At 70.2% G+C, this 25,909-nt stretch carries 22 protein-coding genes and 1 riboswitch; of the genes, 10 read left to right on the top strand and 12 right to left on the bottom strand.

Going from position 1 to position 25,909, the window contains the following annotated elements:
* The first annotated feature begins 6 nt into the window (after positions 1-6).
* Complete coding sequence (locus CRM89_RS21900; RefSeq protein ID WP_060593949.1) at positions 7-2,823, top strand: FAD-binding and (Fe-S)-binding domain-containing protein; 2,817 nt, start codon at positions 7-9, stop codon at positions 2,821-2,823.
* A gap of 239 nt (positions 2,824-3,062) precedes the next feature.
* Entirely contained in the window at positions 3,063-3,992 is a 930-nt protein-coding gene (locus CRM89_RS21895) for a DNA-3-methyladenine glycosylase (protein WP_086841491.1), read from the top strand.
* Positions 3,993-4,116: 124 nt separating this feature from the next.
* Here CRM89_RS21895 and CRM89_RS21890 read toward each other — a convergent pair whose 3' ends face one another.
* Complete coding sequence (locus CRM89_RS21890; protein ID WP_041560508.1) at positions 4,117-4,323, bottom strand: hypothetical protein; 207 nt, start codon at positions 4,321-4,323, stop codon at positions 4,117-4,119.
* Positions 4,324-4,673: 350 nt separating this feature from the next.
* Here CRM89_RS21890 and CRM89_RS21885 point away from each other — a divergent pair, with 350 nt between their 5' ends.
* Positions 4,674-5,636, top strand: a complete 963-nt coding sequence (locus CRM89_RS21885) for a helix-turn-helix transcriptional regulator (protein WP_228821807.1) — start codon at positions 4,674-4,676, stop codon at positions 5,634-5,636.
* A 105-nt stretch (positions 5,637-5,741) separates the two neighbouring features.
* Entirely contained in the window at positions 5,742-5,927 is a 186-nt protein-coding gene (locus CRM89_RS21880) for a hypothetical protein (protein WP_228789926.1), read from the top strand.
* A gap of 95 nt (positions 5,928-6,022) precedes the next feature.
* Here CRM89_RS21880 and CRM89_RS21875 read toward each other — a convergent pair whose 3' ends face one another.
* From CRM89_RS21875 to CRM89_RS21860, 4 genes are all read right to left on the bottom strand, one after another.
* Complete coding sequence (locus CRM89_RS21875) at positions 6,023-6,769, bottom strand: succinate dehydrogenase/fumarate reductase iron-sulfur subunit (protein WP_011212137.1); 747 nt, start codon at positions 6,767-6,769, stop codon at positions 6,023-6,025.
* A 2-nt stretch (positions 6,770-6,771) separates the two neighbouring features.
* Positions 6,772-8,712 carry a fumarate reductase/succinate dehydrogenase flavoprotein subunit gene (locus CRM89_RS21870; RefSeq protein ID WP_011212136.1) on the bottom strand — a complete coding sequence of 647 codons (1,941 nt, stop codon included), beginning with the start codon at positions 8,710-8,712 and terminating at the stop codon, positions 6,772-6,774.
* A gap of 30 nt (positions 8,713-8,742) precedes the next feature.
* Positions 8,743-9,573, bottom strand: coding sequence for a hypothetical protein (locus tag CRM89_RS21865; protein ID WP_011212135.1), 831 nt, complete (start codon positions 9,571-9,573; stop codon positions 8,743-8,745).
* A gap of 450 nt (positions 9,574-10,023) precedes the next feature.
* The gene (locus CRM89_RS21860; RefSeq protein ID WP_011212134.1) at positions 10,024-10,311 is read right to left on the bottom strand and encodes a hypothetical protein; all 288 of its coding nucleotides are present in this window, start codon (positions 10,309-10,311) and stop codon (positions 10,024-10,026) included.
* Positions 10,312-10,961: 650 nt separating this feature from the next.
* Here CRM89_RS21860 and CRM89_RS21850 point away from each other — a divergent pair.
* Positions 10,962-11,729, top strand: coding sequence for a dienelactone hydrolase family protein (locus CRM89_RS21850; protein WP_098085954.1), 768 nt, complete (start codon positions 10,962-10,964; stop codon positions 11,727-11,729).
* 111 nt (positions 11,730-11,840) lie between these two features.
* Here CRM89_RS21850 and CRM89_RS21845 read toward each other — a convergent pair whose 3' ends face one another.
* A complete protein-coding gene (locus CRM89_RS21845; protein WP_011212131.1) occupies positions 11,841-13,022 on the bottom strand; it encodes an ATP-binding protein in 1,182 nt (393 codons plus the stop codon).
* Between the two features lie 114 nt (positions 13,023-13,136).
* Between CRM89_RS21845 and CRM89_RS21840 the strand changes: the two genes are divergently transcribed.
* The 3 genes from CRM89_RS21840 (at position 13,137) to CRM89_RS21830 (ending at position 14,859) form a co-directional block, all read left to right on the top strand.
* On the top strand, positions 13,137-13,409 hold the full coding sequence (locus tag CRM89_RS21840; RefSeq protein WP_041560507.1) for a hypothetical protein: 273 nt from the start codon (positions 13,137-13,139) through the stop codon (positions 13,407-13,409).
* 205 nt (positions 13,410-13,614) lie between these two features.
* A riboswitch (cyclic di-AMP (ydaO/yuaA leader) is annotated at positions 13,615-13,786 on the top strand.
* A 79-nt stretch (positions 13,787-13,865) separates the two neighbouring features.
* Complete coding sequence (locus CRM89_RS21835) at positions 13,866-14,453, top strand: C40 family peptidase (RefSeq protein WP_050768356.1); 588 nt, start codon at positions 13,866-13,868, stop codon at positions 14,451-14,453.
* A 10-nt stretch (positions 14,454-14,463) separates the two neighbouring features.
* Positions 14,464-14,859, top strand: coding sequence for an RNA-binding S4 domain-containing protein (locus tag CRM89_RS21830; RefSeq protein ID WP_011212128.1), 396 nt, complete (start codon positions 14,464-14,466; stop codon positions 14,857-14,859).
* A 6-nt stretch (positions 14,860-14,865) separates the two neighbouring features.
* On the opposite strand, the gene CRM89_RS21825 is transcribed toward CRM89_RS21830, so the two are convergent.
* Positions 14,866-19,194: an SDR family NAD(P)-dependent oxidoreductase gene (locus CRM89_RS21825; RefSeq protein WP_172964556.1), complete on the bottom strand. Its 4,329-nt coding sequence runs from the start codon at positions 19,192-19,194 to the stop codon at positions 14,866-14,868.
* Between the two features lie 273 nt (positions 19,195-19,467).
* Between CRM89_RS21825 and CRM89_RS21820 the strand changes: the two genes are divergently transcribed.
* Complete coding sequence (locus CRM89_RS21820) at positions 19,468-20,433, top strand: MBL fold metallo-hydrolase (RefSeq protein ID WP_229434802.1); 966 nt, start codon at positions 19,468-19,470, stop codon at positions 20,431-20,433.
* A 29-nt stretch (positions 20,434-20,462) separates the two neighbouring features.
* Here CRM89_RS21820 and CRM89_RS21815 read toward each other — a convergent pair whose 3' ends face one another.
* Positions 20,463-21,437: a nitronate monooxygenase family protein gene (locus CRM89_RS21815; RefSeq protein ID WP_098085945.1), complete on the bottom strand. Its 975-nt coding sequence runs from the start codon at positions 21,435-21,437 to the stop codon at positions 20,463-20,465.
* Between the two features lie 340 nt (positions 21,438-21,777).
* On the opposite strand from CRM89_RS21815, the gene fadD5 reads away from it, so the two are divergent.
* Entirely contained in the window at positions 21,778-23,349 is a 1,572-nt protein-coding gene (gene fadD5 / locus CRM89_RS21810) for a fatty-acid--CoA ligase FadD5 (protein ID WP_011212124.1), read from the top strand.
* Between the two features lie 378 nt (positions 23,350-23,727).
* Here fadD5 and CRM89_RS21805 read toward each other — a convergent pair whose 3' ends face one another.
* The 4 genes from CRM89_RS21805 to CRM89_RS31835 form a co-directional block, all read right to left on the bottom strand.
* Positions 23,728-24,039: a hypothetical protein gene (locus CRM89_RS21805; RefSeq protein WP_011212122.1), complete on the bottom strand. Its 312-nt coding sequence runs from the start codon at positions 24,037-24,039 to the stop codon at positions 23,728-23,730.
* Entirely contained in the window at positions 24,039-25,286 is a 1,248-nt protein-coding gene (locus CRM89_RS21800; protein WP_011212121.1) for a polymorphic toxin type 37 domain-containing protein, read from the bottom strand. The genes CRM89_RS21805 and CRM89_RS21800 overlap by 1 nt, the downstream gene beginning before the upstream one ends.
* 1 nt (position 25,287) lies before the next feature.
* On the bottom strand, positions 25,288-25,587 hold the full coding sequence (locus tag CRM89_RS21795) for a WXG100 family type VII secretion target (protein ID WP_011212120.1): 300 nt from the start codon (positions 25,585-25,587) through the stop codon (positions 25,288-25,290).
* A 137-nt stretch (positions 25,588-25,724) separates the two neighbouring features.
* Positions 25,725-25,901 carry a WXG100 family type VII secretion target gene (locus CRM89_RS31835; protein WP_228821805.1) on the bottom strand — a complete coding sequence of 59 codons (177 nt, stop codon included), beginning with the start codon at positions 25,899-25,901 and terminating at the stop codon, positions 25,725-25,727.
* Positions 25,902-25,909 lie beyond the last annotated feature (8 nt).

Below are 25,909 nucleotides of genomic sequence, written 5' to 3'. Positions count from 1 at the left end.
ACCGGGATGACCGAGGAACGGCTCCTGGCTGCGCTGCGCGCCCGGCTCGACGGCGAGGTCGACGCCTCCGAGCGGCGCCGCGCCGAGTACTCCTCCGATGCCTCCAACTACCGGGTGCCGCCGGCCGCGGTGGTGTTCCCGCGCAGCGCCGAGGACGTGGCGGCCACCCTCGTGTTCGCCCGGGACAACGGCCTGCCGGTGACCGCCCGCGGCGCGGGCACCTCGGTGGCGGGCAACGCCGTCGGCACCGGACTGGTCCTGGATTTCAGCAGGCATCTGCACCGCGTCCACGCGCTCGATCCGGACGCCGGGATCGCCCGCGTGCAACCCGGCGTGCTGCTGTCGGACCTGCAGCGCGCCGCCCGCCCGCACGGCCTGCGCTTCGGCCCCGACCCCTCCACCCAGAACCGTTGCACCCTCGGCGGCATGATCGGCAACAACGCCTGCGGCCCGCGGGCGGTCGCCTGGGGCCGCACCGCCGACAACGTGCGCGCGCTGCGCGTCCTCGACGGCACCGGCGCCGAACGCGTGCTCGCCGCCGACCCCGCCGCCGTTCCCGGCCTGGCCGACTACACCCGTACGCACCTGGCCCTGCTGCGCACCGAACTCGGTCGCTTCGACCGGCAGGCATCCGGCTACGGCCTGGAACACCTGCTGCCCGAACGCGGTTCGGCCGTGGCGAAGGCGTTCGTCGGTACCGAGGGCACCTGCGGCCTGCTGCTGGACGCCGAACTCGACCTGGTGGCGCTGCCCGGTGCGACCGTGCTGACCGTGCTCGGCTACCCCGACATCGCCACCGCCGCCGACGACGTGGCCGCGGTGCTGTCGTGCGCGCCGATCGCGGTGGAGGGCATCGACGCGGGCCTGGTGGACGTGGTGCGTGCGCATCGGGGCACGGTGCCCGAGCTGCCGCGCGGCGGTGCCTGGCTGTTCGTGGAGACCGGCGGCGCCGACCCCGGGCACGCGCTCGACGCCGCCCGCGGGCTCTGCCGCGCCGCGCACGCGCTGGAATCGCGCATCGTCACCGACCCGGCCGTGGCCGCGACCCTGTGGCGCATCCGGGCCGACGGCGCGGGACTGGCCGGGCGCACCGCCGCCGGGCAACCGGCCTGGCCGGGGTGGGAGGACGCCGCGGTCCCGCCCGACCGGCTCGGGGCCTACCTGCGCGATTTCGCCGCCCTCACCGCCGAGCACCGCGTCGAGGGCCTGCTCTACGGGCACATCGGCGACGGCTGCATCCACGTGCGGCTCGACCTGCCGATCACCGACGCGCCCCGCCGGTTCCGTGACTTCCTGTTCGACGCCGCCGAGTTGGTGGTGCGGTACGGCGGCTCGCTGTCGGGTGAGCACGGCGACGGCCGGGCCCGCTCGGAGTTGCTGCGCGTGATGTACTCCCCCGCCGTGCTGGACGCCTTCGCGGAGTTCAAGGCCCTGTTCGATCCGGACGACGTGCTCAATCCCGGCGTCCTGGTCCGGCCCCGTCCGGTCGACGCCGACCTGCGCCTGGCCGGACTCCCCCCGATGCCACAGGCCGGTGGTTTCGCCTTCCCGCGCGACGACGGCGACCTGTCCACCGCGGTCCATCGCTGCGTCGGGGTCGGCAAGTGCCGCGCCGACACCCGGGCCGCGGGCGGGTTCATGTGCCCGTCGTACCTGGCCACCGGTGACGAGAAGGACACCACCCGCGGCCGGGCCCGGGTGCTGCAAGAAGTGGTGCGCGGCGCGGTGGCGATCGACTCGCCCGCCGTCGCGGAATCGCTCGACCTGTGCCTGTCCTGCAAGGCGTGCAGCGCGGACTGCCCGGCCGGGGTCGACATGGCGACCTACAAGTCCGAGGTGCTGTACCGGCGGTATCGCGGCAGGCTGCGGCCCGCGGACCACTACGCGCTCGGCATGCTGCCGCGCTGGCTGGCCGCGGCCACCAGGGCCCCTCGGCTCGTCAACGCCCTCGCCGAACGAGACCTGTTGCGCCGCTGGGGACTACGTGCGGCGGGTCTGGATCCGCGTCGGCCGCTGCCGCGATTCGCCCGGCGGAGCTTCCGTCGTGACCACCGGCAACCGCACTCGGCAACCGACCGCCCGGAGGTGATGCTCTGGGTGGACAGCTTCACCGACGCGTTCGCCCCCGAGATCGCGCACGCGGCGGTCACGCTGCTGGAATCCCTCGGCTACCGCGTGCGGATCCCGGCCAGGCGGGTGTGCTGCGGCCTCACCTGGATCAGCACCGGCCAGCTCGACGGCGCGCGGGCGCGGTTGCGCGCCACCCTCGACGCGCTCGACGAGCACGTGCGCGCGGGCGGCACGGTGATCGGGCTCGAACCCTCCTGCACCGCGACCCTGCGCGCCGACCTCCCCGACCTGTTGCCGGACGATCCGCGCGCCGCGCCGACCGCGCGTGCGGTGCGCACCCTGGCCGAATTCCTCCTCGACCACCCCGGCTGGCGGCCACCGGACCGTTCCGGGGTGCAGGTGGTGGTTCAGCCGCACTGTCACCAGCACGCGGTGCTCGGCTTCGCAGCCGATCGCCGGGTGTTAGCCGCCGCGGGCGCGCAGGTGCGGGAGATCAGCGGCTGCTGCGGCCTGGCCGGGAACTTCGGCATGCAGGCCGGCCACTACGACATCTCGGTCGCCATCGCCGACACGGCACTCACGCCCGCGCTGCGGGACGCGCCCGAGGCCGTCTTCCTGGCCGACGGCTTCTCCTGCCGCACCCAGGCCGCCCAGCTGACCGGGCGTCCCGGCCTGCACCTCGCGCAGTTCCTGCTGCCCGGCGATGCGGCCGGAGCTCAGAGACCGAACGGCAGCGTGCCGGGCGGAATCTGATAGCCGGAGCTGCCCGCGGAGACGCCACCCCAGGCGTTGAGCAGCCAGTTGAGCGCGTTGGTGATCATCCGGTACCTCCTCGTGGCGAATGCCAGCTGTTTGCCGATCGCTCGGTTATCGACCACACCGGAACGCTCGTTACGCAACGGTGATCTATATCCGTCATATCGAACGGCTATGGCGGGGTGTCCGCGGCCCGCCGCGCGCCGGGCGCGCACAATGGACCGGTGCGCGAACCGATGGCAACAGCGACCGACCGCGGGCGGGCCAGGACGCTCACCGCGGCGCGGCCCGTCGACCTCGCGCACACCCTCGCTCCGCTGCGGCGCGGACCGGGCGATCCCTGCCGGCATCGCGACGCGGCGGGCGGGCACTGGCACGCCTCCCGATTGCGCAGCGGTGCGGTGACCTACCGCCTGGTGCAGGGCGACACCCACACCGTGCACGCGACCGCTTGGGGGCCGGGCGCCGAGGAATTCCTCGACGACCTGCCCCGGATGCTCTGCCTGGACGAGGACCTCAGCGGCTTCGTACCCGAGCACCCGCTGGTCCGGGACGCGCACCGGCGCTTCCCCGGCCTGCGGATGCTGCGCACCGGGCGGGTGTTCGAGGCGCTGGTGCCCGCGGTGCTCGAACAGAAGGTGCACACCCGTTCGGCGCGCATGTCGTGGCGAAAGTTGGTGTGCCGCTACGGCGAACCGGCACCGGGCCCCGCGCCCGCCGGCCTGCTGCTGCCCCCCGACGCGGACACCTGGCGCCGGGTGCCGTCCTGGGTGTTCCACCGCGCCAACGTCGGACCGCAGCGCGCGCAGACCATCGTGCGCGCGGCCGCGGTGGCCGACGCGCTGGAGCGCACCGCGGCCGCGGACCCGGCCGAGGCCGCGCGCCTGCTGCAGACGATCCCCGGCATCGGCGTGTGGACCGCCGCCGAGATCGCCCAGCGCGCCTTCGGCGACGCCGACGCTCTCTCGGTCGGCGATTACCACCTGGCCGCGATCATCGGCTGGACGCTGCTCGGTCGCCCCCTCGACGACGACGGCATGGTCGAGTATCTGGAACCGCTACGGCCGCACCGTTATCGGGTGGTGCGATTGCTGGAGGTGAGCGGGCACGCCAGGAAGCCGAAGTTCGGGCCGCGCACGCCGCTCACCGATCACAGCTGGCACTGAGGCGCTGAGTTCAACCGGCGCCGAGGTGCCGCCGCGCGGGCGGTGGCCGGACACCCCTCACGATACGACTGCGAACCGTGCAGCGAGGGGGCGAGTCATCGGACCCGCGCGGCGGCGAGCGGCATCAGATGCGGAGCGCGCGCTCGTCGAGCACGCATTTGCCCGCCTCGACCAGGGTCGCCCTGGCCCGTCTGCGCACCAGGCAGCGGTCGACGGTGCAATCCAGGTGGAGTTGCATCGCCGAATGTGCTTGCGCGGTGGTCATCACGCCGGGATCGCTGCCGCAACTGAGCAGCCCGGCCGTCCACATTCCCTGGTTCGCGATCTGCATCAGGCCACCGCCGCATCTCGGATCACCGGCGGCGACGCTATGACATCCACAGCCATGACTCCTCGGGCTCATCCCCGCACGCGGGGAACGGTTTTCACGGTGCTCGTCCCCGCAGGCGAGCGGGGAGCACACTTCCAGCACACCATCGCTACGGCGCGTCGGCGGGCGGCTCGCGGGATATCCGCGAGATTTCCCGCGAATCCCCAGCACGGCATCCATCCCGGGGTGCAGGATTTCCCATATTGGATGAACACGTCGGTAGCACGAGCACCCGAGCGACGTCGCGGCGAATGAGCGTGCGGGTTCGCCCGGCTCGCCCCTCCCGCCGGGGAGGAGCACAGAACGGAGCGATGACGTTGGCACCGAGTTCCACACGCACAGCAGTGAAACCGGCCCGCGCGGCCGGGACGGCTACCGCCGCGGGCGCGGGTCCGGCGGTCGCCCGGCGGCAGCTGGGCCGCTACCTGCGCGACTGGCGCACCCAGGCCGGTCTCACCATCGCCGAGGCGGCGCGGCTGATGGAATGGGGCGCGAGCACCTTGCAGCGCCTGGAGAAGGGGCAGGCCGACCGGATCCGCAGCCTGGACATCCAGGAACTCTGTCGCATCTACGGCATTCCGGACGACCTGCGGGATGCGCTCACCGGCCTGGCCCAGCAGAGCCCCGGCCCGAGCTGGTGGCACGCGCACGGCGAGGTGATCCCGGAGGACTTCGACCTCTATCCGGGCATCGAGGCGATCGCGGCCGAGTTGTCCTGCTACCAGCCAGAACTCGTGCCACCCCTGCTGCAGACGCCGGATTACGCCCGAGCGCTGCTGCGGCTCGCCCGGCCCTCCGCCGACGACGTCGAACTCGACCACCGTGTCCAGGTGCGCGTGCAACGCCAGGCCGTACTGACCAGGAAGTCGCCGGCCCGGTTCACGGCCGTGGTCCACGAAGCGGTGCTGCGCCGCATCGTCGGCTGCCCCAAAGTGATGGCCGCACAGCTGCGTCAACTCGCCGACACCAGTACGCGTCCGAACGTGACCGTGCTGGTGCTGCCGTTCGCCGCGGGCCTGCCCGTGGGCGAGCAGACCGGCGCGTTCACCGTGCTCCGCTTCGGTGCGGGCGCTGGGCGCACCGTCGAGCCACCGTTGGTGCACGTCGCCGGCTTCACCGGGGACCTATATCTGGAGCGGCCGCAGGACGTGGCCCGCTTCGAGGCCGCCCACGACTGCCTGCGGCACTACGCGCTGGACGCGCAGGCCAGCAGGCGCATGCTGCGGCAGGCGGCCAAGGAGTACGCCGCCCAGGCCGGGCACATCGGCAGGTGAGGGCGCGAAACGCCGGGGCGAAGATCACGAATGGACGCACATTCGGCAACGAAACGGGGTTTATGTCCGGACCGCCTCGGGTAACCGGAATACATGGACCGTGGGTTGAAGAATTACCCGCCACGGTACCGGAAACTGCGGCCGAGCGACTGGGTGGAATGGCTCATCGTTGCGCTGCTCTTCGCGGTGTCGACGGTGGGCGTGTACGTCCTCACCAGCGCGTTTCTTCCCGCCCTTTTCGTGGGCCTGCTGGTGTGGGCGGTCGCAGTCGGCGTGGTCGCGACACTGTGAATGTCGCGCCGCAGGAGTGTCGCGCCGTAGCCGACGCGTGCTGACAGGGGTGCGCCGACCGGCCGGGTGCACCCACCCGGCCGGTGCCGGCCGGATCAGCGCCGAAACAGCTTGTTGCCCAACCAGACCAGCGGATCGTACTTGCGATCGGCCACCCGCTCCTTGAGCGGGATCAGCGCGTTGTCGGTGATCTTGATGTTCTCCGGGCACACCTCGGTGCAGCACTTGGTGATGTTGCAGTAGCCCAGGCCCTGGTCGTCCTGCGCGAGCTGCCTGCGATCGGCGACATCGAGCGGGTGCATTTCCAGTTCCGCGATCCGCATCAGGAATCGGGGGCCCGCGAACGCCTGCTTGTTCTCCTCGTGATCACGCACGACGTGACAGGTGTTCTGGCACAGGAAACATTCGATGCATTTCCGGAATTCCTGCGATCGCTCGACGTCGACCTGCTTCATCCGGTAATCCCCCGGCTTCAACTCCGGGGGTGGGGTGAACGACGGGATCTCCCTGGCCTTCTCGTAATTGAACGACACATCGGTGACGAGATCCCGGACCACCGGGAACGTGCGCATCGGCGTCACGGTCACGAGCTCGTCGCGGGTGAAGGTCGACATCCGGGTCATGCAGAGCAGCCGCGGCCGACCGTTCACCTCCGCCGAACACGAGCCGCACTTGCCCGCCTTGCAGTTCCAGCGCACCGCCAGGTCGGGAGCCTGGGTGGCCTGCAGGCGGTGGATGATGTCGAGCACCACCTCGCCCTCGTTCACCTCCACGGTGAAATCCTGGAGCGCGCCACCGGTCTCGTCTCCGCGCCAGACGCGGAATTTGGCGTCGTAACCCATGGTCAGGCCTCACCTTCCGTGGCCGGTCCCGCGCCGGCGGGATGCCCCGCGAGTTCGGCCGAGTGGTAGTACTTCTCGAGTTCGGCCAGGTCGAAGAGCGCGAGCAGGTCCGGGCGCATCGGCGTCTGATCCTTCGGCGTCACCCGCACCCGCGGCACGACGGCCTCGGCGTCGTCCGGATCGACCGCGCACACCAGCAGCTTGTTGCGCCAGGCCGGGTCCATCGTCGGGTAGTCGTCGCGGGTGTGCCCGCCGCGGCTCTCGGTCCGCTGTAGTGCCGCCTGCGCCACGCATTCGCTGACCAGCAGCATGTTGCGCAGGTCGAGCGCCAGATGCCAGCCCGGGTTGAACTGCCGATGGCCCTCGACGGTGACGTTGGCGAAGCGCTCCCGCAGCTCGCCCAGCCGCTCGATCGCCTGCTCGAGTTCGTGCTCCTTGCGGATGATGCCGACCAGGTCGTTCATCACCTGCTGCAGATCGGTGTGCAGGGTGTAGGGGTTCTCCCCGCGCCCGTCCGCGGGCGGATCGAACGGCGCGACGGCGGTACGCGCCGCCGCGGCCACCCCCGCGTCCGAGACCTGCGGCCGCGCGTCGAGCTGCTCGACATAGGCGGCGGCGCCCAGCCCGGCGCGCCGGCCGAACACCAACAGGTCCGACAGCGAGTTGCCGCCGAGCCGGTTGGAGCCGTGCATGCCGCCCGAGCACTCACCGGCCGCGAACAGGCCAGGCACGCTCGCCGCGCCGGTGTCCGGGTCCACCTCGATACCGCCCATGACGTAATGACAGGTCGGCCCGACCTCCATCGGCTCCTTGGTGATGTCGACGTCGGCCAGCTCCTTGAACTGGTGGTACATCGACGGCAACCTGCGCTTGATCTCCTCGGCGGGCAGCCGGGAGGCGATGTCGAGGAACACGCCGCCGTGCTCGGTGCCGCGCCCGGCCTTGACCTCCTCGTTGATCGCCCGGGCGACCTCGTCGCGCGGCAGCAGGTCGGGGGTGCGGCGGGCCGAGTCGTTGTCTTTCAACCACTGATCGGCCTCGGCCTCGGTCTCGGCGTACTGGCCCTTGAAGACCCCCGGGATGTAGTCGAACATGAAGCGCTTGCCCTCGGAGTTCTTCAGCACCCCGCCGTCGCCGCGCACGCCCTCGGTGACCAGGATGCCCTTGACGCTCGGCGGCCAGACCATGCCGGTCGGGTGGAACTGCAGGAACTCCATGTTGATCAGCGTCGCGCCCGCGCGCAGTGCCAGCGCGTGCCCGTCACCGGTGTACTCCCACGAGTTCGAGGTGACCTTGTAGGACTTGCCGATGCCGCCGGTGGCCAGCACCACCGCGGGCGCCTCGAACAGCACGAACTTGCCCGACTCCCGCCAGTACCCGAACGCGCCCGCGATGCGGCCGGAATCGGTCAGCAGCTCGGTGACGGTGCATTCGGCGAAGACCTTGATCCGCGCCTCGTAGTCGCCGGTCGCGGCGTGGTCCTCCTGCTGCAGCGCCACGATCTTCTGCTGCATGGTGCGGATGATCTCGAGGCCGGTGCGGTCGCCCACGTGCGCCAGGCGCGGGTAGGTGTGCCCGCCGAAGTTGCGTTGGCTGATCCGGCCGTCGGCGGTCCGGTCGAACAGTGCCCCATAGGATTCCAGCTCCCAGACCCGGTCCGGCGCCTCCTGCGCGTGCAGCTCGGCCATGCGCCAGTTGTTGAGGAACTTGCCCCCGCGCATGGTGTCCTTGAAGTGGGTCTGCCAGGTGTCCTTCTCGTTGGCGTTGCCCATCGAGGCCGCGCAGCCGCCCTCGGCCATCACCGTGTGCGCCTTGCCGAACAGCGACTTGCACACCACCGCCACCGACAGGCCGCGCTCGCGCGCCTCGATGACCGCGCGCAGGCCCGCGCCGCCCGCCCCGATGACCACCACGTCGTAGTTGTGCCGTTCCACTTCTGGCATTGCCGCGAATACTCCTGAAGCTGGGGCGGGTCAGTTGATGAACCGCAGGTCCGAAATGGTGTCGCTGGCGACCAACATGACGTAGAAGTCGGTCAGCACGAGGGTTCCGAGCGTGGTCCAGGCCAGTGCCATGTGCCGGGTGTTGAGCTTGGAGACCTGGGTCCAGAACCAGTAGCGCACCGGGTGGGCGGAGAAGTGCTTGAGCCGTCCGCCCGCGATGTGCCGGCAGGAGTGACACGACAGCGTGTAGGCCCACAGCAGGATCACGTTGCCGAGCAGCACGATGTTGCCCAACCCGAACCCGAAACCCCCGTCGGCGCCGTGGAAGGCGACCAGCGCGTCGTAGGTGTTGATCACCGAAACCACCAGGGCCACATAGAAGAAGTAGCGGTGGGCGTTCTGAACGATCAACGGCAACCTGGTCTCGCCGGTGTAGCGCCGGTGCGGCTCGGCCACCGCACAGGCGGGCGGGGAGAACCACACCGAGCGGTAGTACGCCTTGCGGTAGTAGTAGCAGGTCAGCCGGAAGCCGAGCAGGAACGGCAGCACCACGAAACCGAGCGGGATCCACATCGGCAGTTCCGGGAACGGCTGGCCGAAGTGACTCGAGCCCGGCACGCAGGAAGCGCTCAGGCACGGCGAGTAGAACGGCGTCAGGTAGTGGTACTCGGGAACCCAATAGGCCGTTCGCACAAAGGATCTGATCGTCGCGTAGACGACGAAGGCGCCCAGGCCGAGCACGGTGATCAGCGGTGGCAGCCACCAGCGATCGGTGCGGAGGGTGCGCTCGGCGATGCGGGCTCGGGTCTTGCTGAATACGCCCGTCCCCGCCTCGGGGACGACGGTCGGTGCGGCACTCACGGGAGAACGCCTCGCTGTTTCGCTCGGCGGGCGGGTATCGATGCCGTCCGCGATCTTATGTGATGCACAGCACCTTACGTCACTGCGGCTATCGCATGAGTGCGGTCTCGCCGATCTACCCGGGCGGTCGGAGGGGTGATTTGCGCCACATTTCGCCACGGGGATGGCGGGTGATCGTCGCCGCGCGGGCGGCGGTTCGGCCGCGGGCAGATGTTCTCGGGTCTTCGTCGACAGGGGGATGGGTGGCGGCACCGACCGGCACGTCAACTGGCCGAACTCGGTCGCCGTCGACGCCGAGGCTGCGTTCCGTCTCCGACCACGCAGATGCCTTCGACCACGCAGGGTGCATCCGACTGCGCAGATGCCTCCGACCACGCAGGTGTTCGGCGCGTGCGGAGCCTGCCGCGGACCGGCACCGGACGGGGCGGCCCGCGACGGGGTGGTCCGGTGTCAGGTGGTGCGCGGGCGGGAGTGGAAGCCGAGCCCCTCGTCCTGGGCGCCCATCCAGGCCGCTTCGTCGGACTTGCTGTCCGGGACGTAGATGGTGTCCTGCGGTCTGCGGCGGATCTCCGGCGGCGGCGCCTGCTCGAACTCGTCGGCGTCGATCATCAGCCGCTCGAGGTCGTTCTCCAGTCGGCGCACGGTGTTCGCGTCGCCGTAGTGGGTGCGCAGTGCGCCGATGGATTGCCGGAGCTGGTTGACCGCGTAGCGCAGTTCGGCGATATCGCTGCGTGTCATCGTTACCTCCTGTGTTCCTGGCGGACGTGCGGACCCGGCCGCGGACCGGATCGGACGAATCTGCCCAGGCCGCGCATGACCGAGTCGTGTGACCCACCACACAACGTGATCTACAACACAGTACAGAAGGAATCGCGATCAGTCTCGTGGAATCCCGGGCGCGACGATTGCTTGGTGATTGCTCACAGGCGTTGGGTGCCGCGCGCTGGGAATGCTCCGCAACCGGATGCGTCGGCTGAAGCGTTGTGGTACAAGCAAATTCGGCGTGGTGGTGATCTTGCGCCTCGTTGCGGGCGGGGTTACCGAGCGATAGGTGGGGGTGAAGGCGGCCCGGGGGCTGCGAGCATCTCGTTCCCCGTCGAGAAATTTCTATTTAATTCTAGCTTCAAGACTAGATGAGGGAAGATTTAGGAATCACCGGCAGCGCGGTCGGAAGGAACCGCGTGCCGACGGCCGGAAGGACCGGAACGATGGCACCGGAAAAGATGTTGGCGTGCTCGTCCCGCGCTGCTACGTTTCGGGGGCCGTGCGAGCGAACGAGGAGGTGGTACCCGGTGAACGAATCGACATGGGTGCTCCCCTGCGGGGTCACGGTCGGACGATAGGTCGTCCGGGAGCGCCGCTCGACTGCACTCCCGAAAGGCACGACCGTGCAATTCACTTCCGAACAGCACCTCGATTCCGCATCCGGCCGCGGCGACGTCCTCGAACGCAGATTCGTCCTCGGCGACATTCCCGGAATCCTCTGGACGCCCGGCTCCGGGTCGGCACCGGCCCCGCTCGTCCTGGTCGGTCATCCCGGCGGCCTGCCCACCATGTATCCGCGGCTGGTGGCCCGGGCGGTGCACGCCGTGGCGAACGGCTTCGCCGCGGCGACCATCGAACTCCCCGGCTGCGGTGAGCGCCCCCGTTCCGTCGCCGCCGACGAGGCCAGGGCCGAGCTGCGCCAAGCGGTCGCGGCCGGGGCCCCGGTCGCCGACGAGATCGTCGACCGGCTCGTACTCCCGCTGGTCGAGCAGGCCGCCCCGGAATGGCGGGCCGCCCTGGACGCGCTGCTCGCGGTGCCCGGCATCGGCGGACCGGTCGGCTACTCGGGCGGGGTGTTCGCGCTCGGCATCCGGCTGGCGCTGGTCGAACCGCGCATCGCGGCAGCCGTGCTGTTCGCCGGGAGTTACGTGCCGCGCGCCATGCTCGACGAAGCCCGGCGGGTGCGGATTCCGCTGCTGGTCCTGCTGCAGTGGGACGACGAGGGAAACGACCGGCGACAGGCGCTGGAGGTGTTCGACGCGCTCGGATCGCGGGAGAAGACCTTGCACGCCAACATGGGCGGACACACCGGAGTCCCGTGGTTCGAGGGAGACGATGCGAACCGGTTCTTCGCCCGGCATCTGAAGTCGGCAGACTCTACAGATGTCTAATAATCCGGCTAGATCGCGGAAGATTCCTCGACAGATCCGCGGGCGTGGCGAATCCATGCCGCTTTCTCGGTATGTCTTGGATCGAAGCTAGAAATGAGTAGAAAGGGCTGATCACACGCTCCGCAGGTAGCGGCCGAAGTGCGGCACCGTGAACCCGATGGTGCCGCGCTCGGCGGAGTAGATCAGCCCCTTCTTGATCAGGCCGTCCCGCGCGGGCGAGAGCGAGGCGGGTTTGCGGCCCAGCTCGGCCGCCACCGCCGAGGTGGCCACCGGCCCGTCGTCGCCGGCCAGATCCGCCATCGCCCGCATGTACTCGCGCTCGGCCGGCGTGGCCCGCTCGTAGCGGGAGCCGAAGAAGCCGACCGCCAGCTCCTCCTCCGCCGCGGGGGCCGCGACCGCCACGTCCTCGGCGGTGATCGGGCTCTCCGGCGCCTGATCCCAGGTGGCCTTGCCGTAGGCCTGCACGAAATACGGGTAACCGTCGGCCTTCTGGTAGAGCGCGGCGAGCGCCTCGGGGGTGAACGTCACGTCCTCGCGTTCGGCCGGTGCGATCAGTGCCTGGTCGGCGGACTCGCGATCGAGCCGGTCGATGCGGTGGTAGCTGAACAGCCGCTCCGAGTAGCTCTTGGAGGCGGAGAGGACCGCGGGCAGGTGCGGCAGGCCCGCGCCCACCACGATCAATGGCGCACCGTCCTGGCTGAGCTCGTGGCAGGCACCGCAGATCGCGGAGATGTCGGCGGCGCCCAGATCCTGCATCTCGTCGATGAAGATCGCCATCCCGACGCCGATGTCGCCGGCGAGCGCGGCCGCCTCCTTGAGCAATTCGACCAGGTCGATCTCGATGTCGCCGGAATCGGCCCGGCCCGAGACCGCGGGCACGTCGATGCCGGGCTGCCACCGCTCCCGCATCCCCTTGTCCGCGGTGGCGCGCAGGGCGAAGGCCTTGAGGATGCCGAGGAAATCGTCGACCCGTTCCTGGTTGCGATGCGCCATCGCCACCGCCCTGGTCGCCATGTGCAGCGCCGAGGACAGCGGCCTGCGCAGATCCTGGTCGGGGCGGGCCTCGATCTTGCCGGTGCCCCAGCCGCGCGAGATGGCAGCGGAGCGAAGTTGGTTGAGCAGCACGGTCTTTCCCACGCCGCGCAGACCGGTGAGCATCACGCTGCGCTCGGGGCGGCCCCGGGCCACCCGCTCCAGCACGATGTCGAAGGCCTGGAGCTGCTTGTCGCGTCCGGCGAGTTCCGGCGGGCGCTGACCCGCTCCCGGGGCATACGGGTTGCGCACGGGGTCCATGCCCCGACACCGTACCGCGTGACCATCGAGAAATCTTCCGATGTATTTGGCAAGTCGTAGATTTGGCTATCGTTGATGCGGGTCCGCCACCCGAGGTGGCTACCATCGGAGCTCATGTCCGAGGAGCAGGTCCCCGCCACCACCGCCGAGGTCGTCGCGGGCTGGGCCGTGCCCGCCGGTGCCCGCAAGGCGGGTGTCATCAAGGCCGCCCTGCTACAGGCGCTCGAGGACGAGGATTTCCAGGCTCCGGAACTCGTCGCCGATCTCGTCGTCGGTCCGCTGCTCATCGCGGTGGGCGAACTGGAGGTGGCACTCGGCGACGCGCAGCGCCGGATCGCCGTCCTCGAACGCGCCCTCGCCGACCGATTGCCGCCTGAACAGCGCTGATCCCGACCGGGTGCCGGCCGGAAACGCCGCGTGGAGCGGGCGATATCGAAGTGTTATGTAACGGTCTCCCAGCGGTCTCGGCGGCTGTCCAGGGAATTTTCACAGCGTCGCGAAATCGCAGGTCTGTGCGCTGGACAACAGGGTCGCGACGTCGTAATCTTCTCGTGACTTAGTGGAGGGTGTCGCTTCGGAAGAGGAGGGCGCCACTGAGTCACCGCCTTAACGGCTGTCGGGGCCAGAGTGTTCTCGGCTGCCGTGCCGGGGATACCCACAGCGCACTGGGGTGAATCCGCGCCAGGTCGACAGCCTGCGCGGTAGGGCCGATCTTCCCGGCCCGAACCCGTCGGGTGAACCGGTCGGCGGGAGAGCAAGGAAGATCGGAGACTCAGCTCGGTGGGTAAACACAGCTTGCAGCGGGAATCGCGGCTGCCGAATTCCGTGAAGGGTGCTCTCGTCATGGGCGCAGTTGCTGCGACCGGCGCGATGCCCGCTGTTCCCGCGATGGCCGCCACGGTCAACATTCCCGGCCTCGGCGATTTCGACGTCCCGGTGCCGCAGGAGTTCGAACAGCCCGTCCAGCAGCTCAACCAGCAGCTGCAGCAGGCCCTGGCCGCCCCGCAGGGTGGCGTGCAGCAGGCGCCGCTGGCCGCTCCCCAGTTCCCCAGCTTCCAGATCCCGGCGCCGTTCCAGCAGACGACGCCCGGTGACATCGCCCTCGACGCCGCCAAGACCAAGGTCGGCGCCATGTACTCGTGGGGCGCGGCGGGCCCGTCCACCTTCGACTGCTCCGGCCTGGTGAAGTGGGCCTACCGGCAGGCGGGTATCGAGCTCCCCCGCACCAGCTTCGAACAGTCGCATGTCGGTGCCCCGGTCGCCTTCGAGGACCTGCGCCCCGGTGACATCGTGGTCACCAACGGCGGCGGCCATGTCGGCCTGTACGCCGGTGACGGCAAGCTCCTCAACGCGGTGCAGTCCGGTCAGCCGGTGTCCTACACCCCGCTGCGCCCCGACATGGTCGTCACCGCGCGCCGCATCGCCGACTAATCTGGATCGGGTGCCGCACCGAGAACACGACGCACCGACGCAGGCCAGGGTCGATTCCTGGACGTGGTCGGTGCGGCTGTTCAAGACCCGGTCCGCGGCAGCCGAAGCCTGCCGCGGTGGTCACGTCCGAGTCAACGGGGCCACCGCGAAACCGGCGCAGCCGGTCCGCCCGGGTGACGAGGTGCGTATCCGAGTCGGCGGCACCGAGCGCATCGTGATCGTCGAGCGGATCGTCACCAAACGGGTCGGTGCTCCGATCGCCGCCCAATGCCTGATCGACCGCAGTCCGCCGCCTCCGCCGAAGGAACTCCTCGCCGCCATGCCGCGGCGCGACCGCGGGTCCGGTCGGCCCACGAAACGGGAACGCCGCGAGACCGATCGCCTGCTCGGTCGCCGCGACTCCTGAATTTCCTCATTCGATCTCCCCGCTCCCGATCAGCAGATGCGGCACGCGGTGGCGCAGCGCCGCCCCGAGCAGCTCCGCACCGCGCCGAACGGCCGCACCATCGAGGTCGGCGGGTTCGCCACCCGGCTGCCGCCGGATCTCCCAGCCGAGAGCGAGCACCCGGCGTCGCCCGCCCGCGAGCGCATCGGCCGCTGCCGACGCGGCGGCATAGGCGGCGCGGCCCGGCGCGCCGAGGGTGCCCGCCGCCGAGGTGAACAGCAGGACGAAGTCGGTCGGGTCGTGCGCGGTGAGTGCCAGGAGGTGCCGCGCGGCGGTGACCTTCGGCTCGAACAGCCGGGTGAGCTGCCCCGCTGTCACCTCGGCGAACGCCGCGGTCTCGAAAACCTCCGCGGCGTGGACCAGTCCGCGGATGGTGGCGCCGTCCTCGCGGATGTCACCGAGCGCGGCCGCGAGTTCGGCGCGATCGGTCACATCGCAGCGGACCACCACGAACCGATCCTCGAGGCCGTCGAGGGGCGCGGGCACCGGCCGAGGCGCCCGGGTGAGGACGACGACGTCACGCGCGCCCGCGTCGAGCAGCCAGCGCACCGCGACCGCGCCGAGTCGCCCGAGCCCACCGGTCACCACGTAGGTGCCGCCCGGATCGATCCGGGGCGCGGGCAACGGATCTGCCGGTACGGCACGGAGCCGACGTGCGGTGACGCCGTCGGCGCCGATACGTAGTTCCGGGTCGTCGAGTGTGTGGCGTCCGGTGAGCAGGTCGGCGAGGCGCGCGAGCGTGGGCGGGTCGTCGTCGGCCCACACCACGCGCACCGGGGTACCCGTTTCCGCGCGCAGGGTGCGGGCGAGGGCCGCTGCGGCCCAGGCGGATTCGGCGTCCGCTCCGCCACGGAGGGCGGGGCGGGGCAGGACGAGGGTGAGTTGTCCGCGACAGCGTTCCCGGAGACGCCGCAACACGTCGAGGGCGTGGTGGGCGGCCGCGGCGGCGGTGGCGTCGGTGCCGTGCGGCCAGACGAGCACGGCGGCCGTGTACCCGGCGTGGTGGTCGGGCGCCGCCGGTTCCGGGGTGGCGCACAGGTCGGTGCGGATCGTCCGGTCGGTCGCCCGCGCGAGCCGCGCCGCCGTCGCGGAATCGCCCACCACCAGCAGCCGCGCCGGTTCGCCGTGGCCGGCGCCGGGAGCCGGGGTGACCGGCAGCCACACCTGGGTGCGGAAGGGCGCGCTCTCCGCGGGCCGGACCGTCGCGGCGTCGTCCCCTTCGCGGAACCGGATGCGGACGTCGCGCAGCGCGAGCAGCGGCACGCCGTCCCGGTCGGTGCCCACGACGTCACCGGTCAGTGCGTGCGGTGCGCGTTCCCGGACGGTGGCGTGCGCCTCGACGGCCGCGCCGCCGTCCGGAGCCAGCCACACCGTGCCGATCGCGGACACCTCCGGAACGAGCTTGCCGGTCAGCATGTCGCGCGCGGCGGCGACCACCAGGTGCAGGCACTGTTCGACCGCGATCGATGCCTCGCCGTCGGTGCTCAGGACGCCGAAGGTGCGGCCACCGCCGGTCTCGATCCGTTCCGGAATCGGGAATCGCGGGCCGTACTCGACGCGGTGGCGTCGCAGCGACGTGTAGTAGGCGCCGGGGCCCAGCGGCCGGAGGCGGCGCCGGGCGGTTCGGCCGTCGTCCACGAGCCGCATCCAATCGACGATGTCGGCGGGCGTCGGCCCCGGCACCGGCCGGGCCACGGCCACCGTACCGTCGGGGCCGGTACCGTCGGCCGCCGTACCGTCGGGCACCGTGACCCGGAAGCCACCCGGGCCGTCGTCCCGGAATCGCGCCTGGCGCAAGTCATCCGGTGCGACGAGACGACCGAGCGCCAGATCGGTCAGCATCTCGCTCGCCGCGTGCCGCCGGGCCAGGTGCAGCAACGCGCTCACCCAGTATCCGACGGGCACGGCCGGACGGCCGCCGTACAGGTGGTCGATCACCCCGGGATGATCGAAATCCGGTTCGGCTCCGGCGAGCACGGCCGGTAACGGTGAGCCGACGGCGGTGTGCCGCCAGCGGCGCCGTGGCGGTGGGACCGTGAAGGGGCCCTGCCGTGCCCAGTCGACGCGGCGGCCCTCGGCATGCAGCGCGGCCAGGGCGTGCAGCAACGCGGCGGCCTCGTCGTCGCCACCCGTGGTGTAGGTCGACGAGGCGAATTGCTCGAAACCTTCCACGGCGGCGGCGAGTTCGGTACTCGGACCGATCGTGAGCACCGACGATGCTCCCGCGTCGATCGCGCGAACGAGCGCCGCGTCGAAATGGACGGCGTCGCCGAGGTTGGCGCCCCAGTAGGCGGCGTCGGTCGCCGCCCCGGCGAGCAACCCGCCCCGGCGGACAGTGGAGTAGAACGGGATGCGCGGCGTGCGGGGGGTCAAGCCGGCCAGGTGTCCGGCCAGTTCAGCGCCCGCCACCGGATCCGCCGGGTGGTCCCGGCCGAGTGCGCGGGCACGCAGGCCCCGTCGCATCGCCCGCCGCACGACGGTGTCGACGTCGGGCGGGTACCCGGAGATGACCACCGATTGCGGGCCGCGGGCAGCGGCGATGGTCACCGTGTGGCGCAGCGGCGCGACCAGCCGGGCCGCCTCGTCGATGGAGGCCAGGAGGAGCGCCGAGGACCAGGGGTGGGTCTGCGCGGCGCCGGATCGGTCGAGGTTCTCCCACTGCGGTGGGGTCGGCTCGGCGTCGATGTGCCGCGGCACCCGATGTGCCACGGTCCTGCTGTACTCGACGGCGACCCGCGCCGCGTCGGCCGTGGTCAGGGCACCACTGACGGCAGCGGCGGCGATCTCGCCCGCCCCGTACCCGCAGACGCCACTCGGCCGCACGTCCCAGGCTTCCAGCAGACGGGCCACGGCCACCTGGTGCGCGAAGGTGGCCAGGTGGGCGAAGGCCGGTCCGGCCCACCCGCTGTCCGGCGCGACCCGGAAGCCGAAGCGCGCTGTCCAGATCCGTGGACCACCCGCCGACCGGATCGCGTCGGCGATCGCGGCCACCGCCGCGGCGTAGGCGGGGAACCGGGCGGCCGGCGCGCGGCCGAGACGCGGACCGGGTTCGCTGGGTCCGGCGAAGACGAACAGCAGGCCGCCGCGGTGCCGTGGGCCTGGCGCGACGATGCCGGGCCCGGTCGCGCCCGCCGCGAGCGCGCGCAGGCGGGCATCGGCCTCGCCCAGGTCGGCGGCGAGCACGGCGGCACGGAGGGCGAGCGGCAGTTGACGGGTGGTGGCGCAGGCCAGTTCGTGCAGCGCGAGCCGATCGCCACGGGCCCGGTCGTGCGGCGCGGCGTAGCGCAGGTGATGGGCCAGACGCAGGGCGGTCGTACCGAGTTCGCGCCGATCCCGGCCGGTGACGGCGATGACGACCGGTGGATCGATTGAGCGCGGAAGCGCCTGAGCCGCATTGCGATGCACCGTGATCCGGCTACCGGGAACCCGCGTTCCCTTGCCGCCCCATCCGGTACCCTCCTCGCTGCCGCTGCCGCTGCCGCTGCCGCTGCCGCTGCCGCTGCCGCTGCCGCTGCCGCTGCGGATTTCGTTGGGCAGCAGGGGCTGCGCTGCACCGATGGATGTAGCCGTTGCACCGTGGTCGAGTGCGCGGGTCTCCGACTCCATCGACACGATCGCGCGCAGCACCCGCATGACGGATCGTGCTGCGGGCAACGGGTCGGAACCGACCGCGGCCTCACCCACCGACCTGCCGTCGTCGATCTCGAGCACGGCGTGGACGCGAGAACCCGCGCGCCGGGCATCCGCGTCGCGCTGGAGCACCAGCACAGCACAACCGGCGCGGCGCGACTCACCCGCGGCAACCGGATCACGCTGTGCCACAGCGCCGTCCACGGCATCGTCGGGTTCGACATCGACCCCCACCACGATGACCCACGGCACCGCCCGGTCCACCAGCAACCGGATACCGGACTCGACCGCGCACTCCGCACGGTCCGTCACCACCGGCGAACTCGGCCCGTACAGCTCGAACAGCCGCGAAATACCCTGTGCCGGAGCGGAATCAGCACGACCGCTCTCGGGCTGATCGCGCCCGGGACGCACCGCGACGACGACCGCCGCGTCCGACCCGCGCAGCCGGTATCCGATCCCCGCGTCGTCGATCGCCTCGGCCACCACCTCGAGCGCCAACCGCAGCCGCGGATCGAGCACGGCCGCCTGCGGCGCGGTGAGGCCGAACCACTCGCTGTCGAACACGTCGACCCCGGCGACGGGCACGTCGGTGCCCGGCGGGCGGCGCAGGTCGTCGAGGTGGCCGATGCCGGGCAGGCGGCAGCCCATGCCGATGACGGCCACCGGAGGGCACCGCCGGGGCGGGGAAACGGAACCGGCTGTCATCGCATCGCGCGGACCATCGAGGCGGCGGAACTGCCACGCATCGCGTCCTCCCTCCCCGGCGCCGGTCGGCCGTGCGCGGTACCCCCGCGATTATGCCGCACCCCGGGCCCGCCCGGCAGGCGTCTTCGCCTGTGCCCGTTGCCCTTTCGCGACACGCCGCGATCCGATCCGAGCTGCCGCGTGTCGCGGCGGCCCTACCCGTGGTGGCGCCGATCGCCTACCGTGGCATCCGTGCCCGACTCCGAACTCGCGCCACGGGCGGTGCGTACTCCCACGCTGCCCACCGTGTTGCGCTGCTGCACCGCCCTGGCGGCCACCCCACCGCGGCTGCTCCGTCCGCGTCGCCCCGACCGGGCGCTGCTCGCCGGCATCACCCTGGCCGATCCCCCGCCCGCGCGGGCCGAGGTGCGGCTCACGGCACTGACCCAGGCACGCACGTCGGCGCCGGAGATCCTCGTGGCCGAGGGGGTCCGCAGCCTGCGCGAGGTGCCGATGACCTACGCCGCGTTCCTGGTGGAACACCCCCGCGCGCGGTTCCTCGTCGACCCCGCGATGTGCGCCGAGGCGCAGCGGCGGGTGCTGCGCGAACTGCCGTTCCCGGTGCCGCTGCTGGTGGGACCGGAGAAGCCGGTGCGCGGCCTGGCCGACGCGCTCGCGGCCGTCGGCATGACCGGTGACGACGTGGATTTCGTGATCGCCACCCATCTGCACTGGGATCACGTGGCCGGTCTGCTCGAGCTGCCCGGCTCGGTGCCGATCCGGCTGCCCGCGATCGAACGGGACTGGGCGATGGATGGCCCGCGCGCGCCACTGGGGGTGGCACGGGGCCCACTGCTCGGCCGCGAATTCGACACCGTCGAACTCGACGGTCCGCCCGTGCTGAGCTTCGCGCGCAGCAGGGATCTGTTCGGCGACGGCTCGGTGCTGCTGGTCGACCTGGCCGGGCACACGCCGGGCAGCATCGGGGTGCTGCTCGCCGTCGACGACGGCACCCGCGTGCTGCTGGCCGGTGACGCGGTGTGGAGCAACCTGCAGGTTCGCCTGTTGCGCGAGAAGGCCCCCATGCCCGGCCTGCTCTTCGACGCCGACCGCGAGGCCGCGTTCGCCACCATCCACCGCCTGCACGCGCTCCCCGCCGCGATCGAGATCATCGCCGCCCACGACCGCGCCGCCGTCGTGGCCCGGGCGCGCGGCTGAGCCAGGCGCGCCCGGGCCGAGCGAACCGATCAGGCCACGACGACGTCGGCCAGCCGGGACCGGATCAGCTGCTCGGCCTCTTCGACCATCCGGCCGATCAGCTCGGCACAGGTGGGGATGTCGTGGATGAGGCCCTGGGCCAGGCCCGCGGACCAGATGCCCGCGTCCAGGTCGCCCTCCTCGAAGACCCGGCGCCCGCGCGCCCCCGCCACGAGCTCGCGCACGTCCTCGAAAGTGCCGCCGGCCTTCTCGATTTCGACGACCTTGCGGCTGACCTCGTTGTCGGCGACGCGGGCGGTGTTGTGCATGGTGCGGAAGATCAGCTGGGTGTCGAGTTCGCTGTTGGCGACGATCTGTTCCTTGACCTGTTGCGCGATGCCTGATTCCTGGGTGCACAGGAAGCGGGTGCCCATGTTCACCCCGTCGGCGCCGAGGGCCAGCGCGGCGACCAGGCCGCGGGCGTCGGCGATGCCGCCCGAGGCGATCATCGGGATCTCGAGCACGCGAGCGGCGGCGGGGATCAGGATCAGGCCGGGGATGTCGTCCTCACCCGGGTGCCCGGCACATTCGAAGCCGTCGATGCTGACGCCGTCGACGCCGATCTTCTGCGCCTTGAGCGCGTGCCGCACGCTGGTGCACTTGTGCAGCACCTTGATGCCGGCGTCCTTGTAGTACGGCAGGTAGGGCTCGGGGTTGCTGCCCGCGGTCTCGACGATCGTGATGCCCGATTCGATGATGGCCTGCACGTACTCCGCGTACGGCGGGGGGTTGATCGAGGGCAGGATCGTGACGTTGACGCCGAAGGGCTTGTCGGTGAGTGCCCGGGTGCGCTCGATCTCCTTGCGCAGATCGTCCGGGGTGGGCTGGGTCAGTGCGGTGAGGAAACCGAGGCCGCCCGCGTTCGCGACCGCGGCGACGAGTTCGGCCCGGCCGACCCACATCATGCCGCCCTGCACGATCGGGTGCTCGATGCCGAACTCCTCGGTGAACCTGGTACGCAGCATTGCGCTTCTCCTCTGTCTCGCGCGGGCGTGCCAGTCCGCCCTGCCGCCACGATGGTGACACGACCTACTCCCGGCGTTCAACCCGTAAGTAAGCCAGGATTCGCATACTTGTTCGGCTTCTCTGGCCTGTTGAGGCGCCTGGACGCCGGGCGGAAGCGACTGTTTGCCCAGGTGGAAGTGTTACGAGTGGCACGACCGTGCCATCGAGAGGATTAACGTCGATTCATCTCATCGGCCCTTGCCGCTCTAAGAAGTTAGTTGTTATTCTCGTCTCAGTTCAGCCCGTCGATGATGCCGGCCACCCGGGATGGCACAGGACGGCCGAGAAGGAGTACGTGGGATGACCACTGGTGCACAGGCGCTCGACGAGCCCATCCGGTCGCGACGCAATCACTGGAACAACCAGCTCGCCACGCATGCGCTCATGCGGCCCGACGCGGTGGCGCTGCGGTTCAAAGGTGTCGACACCACGTGGAAGCAGCTGCACGAGCGCTCGGAGAAGTTCGCCGACGCACTGGCCCGCCGCGGAGTCGGCTTCGGCGACCGGGTGCTGATCCTGGCGCTGAACTACCCCGAATACATCGAGGCCGTCTTCGGCATCAACGCCCTCGGCGCGATCGCGGTGCCGGTGAACTTCCGCCTCACCCCGCCCGAGGTCGCCTACATCGTCAGCGACAGCGGCGCGAAGGCGATCGTCACCGACACCATGCTGCAGCCGCTGGCCGCCGCGGTGCGCGCCGACGCGCCCGCGCTGGAAACGCTCGTGGTGATCGGCGGCCGGAGCGATGAGGGCGTGCTCGGCTACGACGACGCCCTCGCCGAGGACGGCGCACCGCACGCCCCCCTCGACATCCCCGAGGACACCCCCTCGCTGATCATGTACACCTCGGGCACCACCGGCAGCCCCAAGGGCGCGGTGCTCACCCACGCCAACATGAACGCCCAGGCACTGACCTGTATCCGGGCCATGGAGATCACGCCCGAATCGGTCGGCTTCTGCACCTCCCCGCTGTTCCACATCGCGGGCCTGGGCAGCCTCGCGCCGTACTTCATGCTCGGCGCCAAGACCGTGCTGCATCCGCTGGGCGCGTTCAACCCCACCGAGTTCCTCGACGCCGTCGAGGCCGAGCAGGCGACCACCGCCTTCTGCGTGCCCGCGCAGTGGCAGGCCATCTGCGCCGAGCCCACCGTCAAGCAGCGCAAACTGGCGCTGAAGATGCTCAGCTGGGGTGCCGCCCCCGCCTCGGACTCGGTGCTGCGCGCGATGGCCGAGTGCTTCCCCGAAGCGCAGAACGTGGCGGTGTTCGGTCAGACCGAGATGTCGCCGATCACCTGCGTACTCGAGGGCAAGGACGCGCTGCGCAAGCTCGGCTCGGTGGGCAAGCCGATCCCCACCATCCAGGTGCGCATCGTCGACGACGAGATGAACGACGTCGCCCCCGGCGAGGTCGGCGAGATCGTCTACCGCGGCCCGACCCTCATGCAGGGCTACTGGAACAAGCCCGAGGCCACCGCGGACGCGTTCGAAGGTGGCTGGTTCCACTCCGGCGACCTGGTGCGCACCGACGAGGAGGGCTTCGTCTGGGTGGTCGACCGCAAGAAGGACATGATCATCTCCGGCGGCGAGAACATCTACTGCGCCGAGGTGGAGAACGTGCTCTTCAGCCACCCGAAGATCCGCGAGGCCGCCGTCATCGGCCGCTCGCACGACAAGTGGGGCGAGGTGCCGGTGGCCATCGTGGCGCTGAACAACCCCGACGACGAGCTCACCCTCGACGAACTCGAGCCGTTCCTCAACGAGAACCTGGCGCGCTACAAGCACCCCAAGGATCTCGTGGTGGTGGCCGAACTGCCGCGCAACGCCAGCGGCAAGGTCGTCAAGGTCCAGCTGCGCAAGGACTACTCGTCCTAGACCTCGCTCCGCGCACCGTCCGTGAACTGGGCACGGATCGGTGACCGACGGCGCGGGCGGACACGATCTCCACCGGAGCAGATCTCATCCGCCCGCGCCGTTGCCGTGTCCGGGGTAGGTCGCGATGCGGCCGCACCACGCGGCGCGCAGCGCTACCCTCCTCCGCTGACCATTCGCCGATCCGCTCCGTGTCGAACACCCGCAACTGCGACATGTCGACGGGGTATCGATGCAGGATGCCGTTGTCGCTCATCATCGTTTGCCTCCTGAGCAAACGTTGTCAGTAATCCTCACCGTCCTTGCCCTGTGCGTCCCAGTGGCGGTTCGCCATTGGACATACCGCGCGGTCCGGTCGGCACCCGCACATTTCCACACGCGCTAGTTCGACGTGCCGAAAATAGCTTCGTGCCAGTATTTTTGCGGGTCGCGGAACCAGGCGCCGATTCGACTGTTGTCGAGCTGGCGAAGTTGGGTCAGGTCGATGTGGTACCGGTGGAAGAGGGCTAGGAGTTCTCGCAGGGAGTCGTCGTCTACTGGGGTCTCGACGACAATCTCCAACGTGCTGAGTCGCCCACCGTACGAGCGGACCGCGGGGATCCTGTCGAGCCACGCGAAGAACGCCGCCTCATCACCACGCGAGTAGTACCAGACGTCGGTCGCCTCCAGTACCACCGTCGACCCGTCGCCCATCAGCTTCCTCCTCCTGGTCTGACGTTCTTGTAGCCGCCCTTCGGGAACTCCACATCCCAATGCGGGCCGCCGTGTGCCGCACCGCCCTGCCCGGTAGGCACCCACACATTTCCGTCGGCGTCCTCCCAGCCGAAGCCGCGACCGTTGGGATTGGGCACCCAGCGGTCACCGCCTTTGGGTGGCACGAATCCTTCCGCGTCACCTGGACGACCTGGCGCCTTGGGCCCGTTGGGATCGTAGGCATTGGCCGGGGGCTTGTAATTCGAGTTGAATGCCGAATCCCCGGCGATGGACAGAATGGTCAGGCCGGAGATGGTGGCGAGTGCACCGACCGCGAGTGCTGCGGCGCTGAACTTTATCCCGGCCAGTGCTGTGAAGAACGACCCGATGGCGCCGGCAATGGCGGTCGCGGCGGTGTCCAGCGCGGGGCCCTCCACTGTTGCCGCCCGCGGATTGCGGATAGACACGGCGGTTACGGCGATGACGACCGAGGCGACGACGAGCGTGGCGGCCACCTGAGTATTGATGTCTGCGCGAACCGCGACGACAGCGGCGTGGTGGCTGGTTGTCGATTTCGCAAGATCGTCGGCGACCAGCTGGATCTCGTCCGCCTTCTTCGCAAGTGTTCTGAGGTGGCCGGTCAGGTTCGGGATGTCGGGTGCATCGAACTTGCCGAGTCCGTCGGCAACGACTCGCAGCCGGGCTCCGGCGGCGAAGATCGTGTTGTTGTCGGCGAAGGATTTCCACGCCTGGGCCACCCGGTCGAGCTTGTCGGTGTCGCCGTCGGGGACTTTGTCACCCGCGAGCTTGGCGACGACCTTGTCGTACAACTCCGGAAAGTCAGTCTCTAGTCCGGGACCGTTGTCCCGCGACGACGCTACACCAACGACAACGCCAGCGCCGTAGGGCAACTCGGAGGGAATAGTGCGCGGACAAGCAGGACCGGTCCCCTTGTTCGGGTCGCGGTTTGCTGCGTAGTTGGAGCATTCCCAGTTATAGCCCGACGCGATCAGAATGTCGCCGAAATGCTGCAGCGCCCTGGCGAAGTTGGTCGCTGCGGTGGTGAAAGCACCCGCGCGCTCATCGTAGGCCTCGGACCATGCCTTCGCGGCCTGGCAACTACCGGCCATACCGCTGGTTTCGAGCAGCGCTGTCTGCAGCGGGTTGTACGCGGATTGAAACTCCCTCGACAGCTTGTAGCACTCCTCCGCGGCCGTGTAATAGGACTGGGGCGCAACAACAGCCACGTCATCCCCCCGTCATGCGCAGGTTAACTGTCGTCGCGTCCGAATAGGACTCGTGTGCCGTACGGCCTGCCTGTTCCATCTGAGCCAGCCCGTCGAGCAGCTCACGTGCCGCTGCCACCCAGACCCGATGTTCCTCGGCGTAGGCCGCCGCGGCCGCGCCTGTCCACTGCCCGCTCTGCATGAGGCCTTGGACGGTGCGGTCCAGTGCATCGAGATGGTCGGCGAAGAACTCTTTGAAGCCGCGGGCGCGGCCGGTCACCTGGTCGATGTGATCGAGATCGAACGCGAATTCAGAGGTCATGTCGTCAGTCCAACTGCAGCGAGCTGATCGGCGCCGCGTTGGAGGTGTCCTGATCCCGCAGCGTCGACGCACTGACGCCGAGCCTCGAGGCCAGGTCGGTGAGCGCATCCCATGCCTTCATCGCGCCGTCCTGCATGTCATCCCTCGCGATAGGCGTCTGCAGCGCTCCCCTTCCAGGTGTCGAACAACGCCTGAACCTCACGGTCCAACGCTATCGATCCCGATTTCAGCTGTTGCGCAATGTCATAGGCACGCCTGCCGACCGCCGTCACCGCGTCGGGAACGACGTTCAGCGGTTGGTCGTCTGTCGCCATGTCTCTCC

This window comes from Nocardia sp. FDAARGOS_372 (assembly GCF_002554515.1).
Taxonomy (GTDB): Bacteria; Actinomycetota; Actinomycetes; order Mycobacteriales; family Mycobacteriaceae; genus Nocardia; species Nocardia farcinica.
Note: the sequence above shows the minus strand (reverse complement) of the source record. Positions and strands in the feature narration are given on the sequence as shown.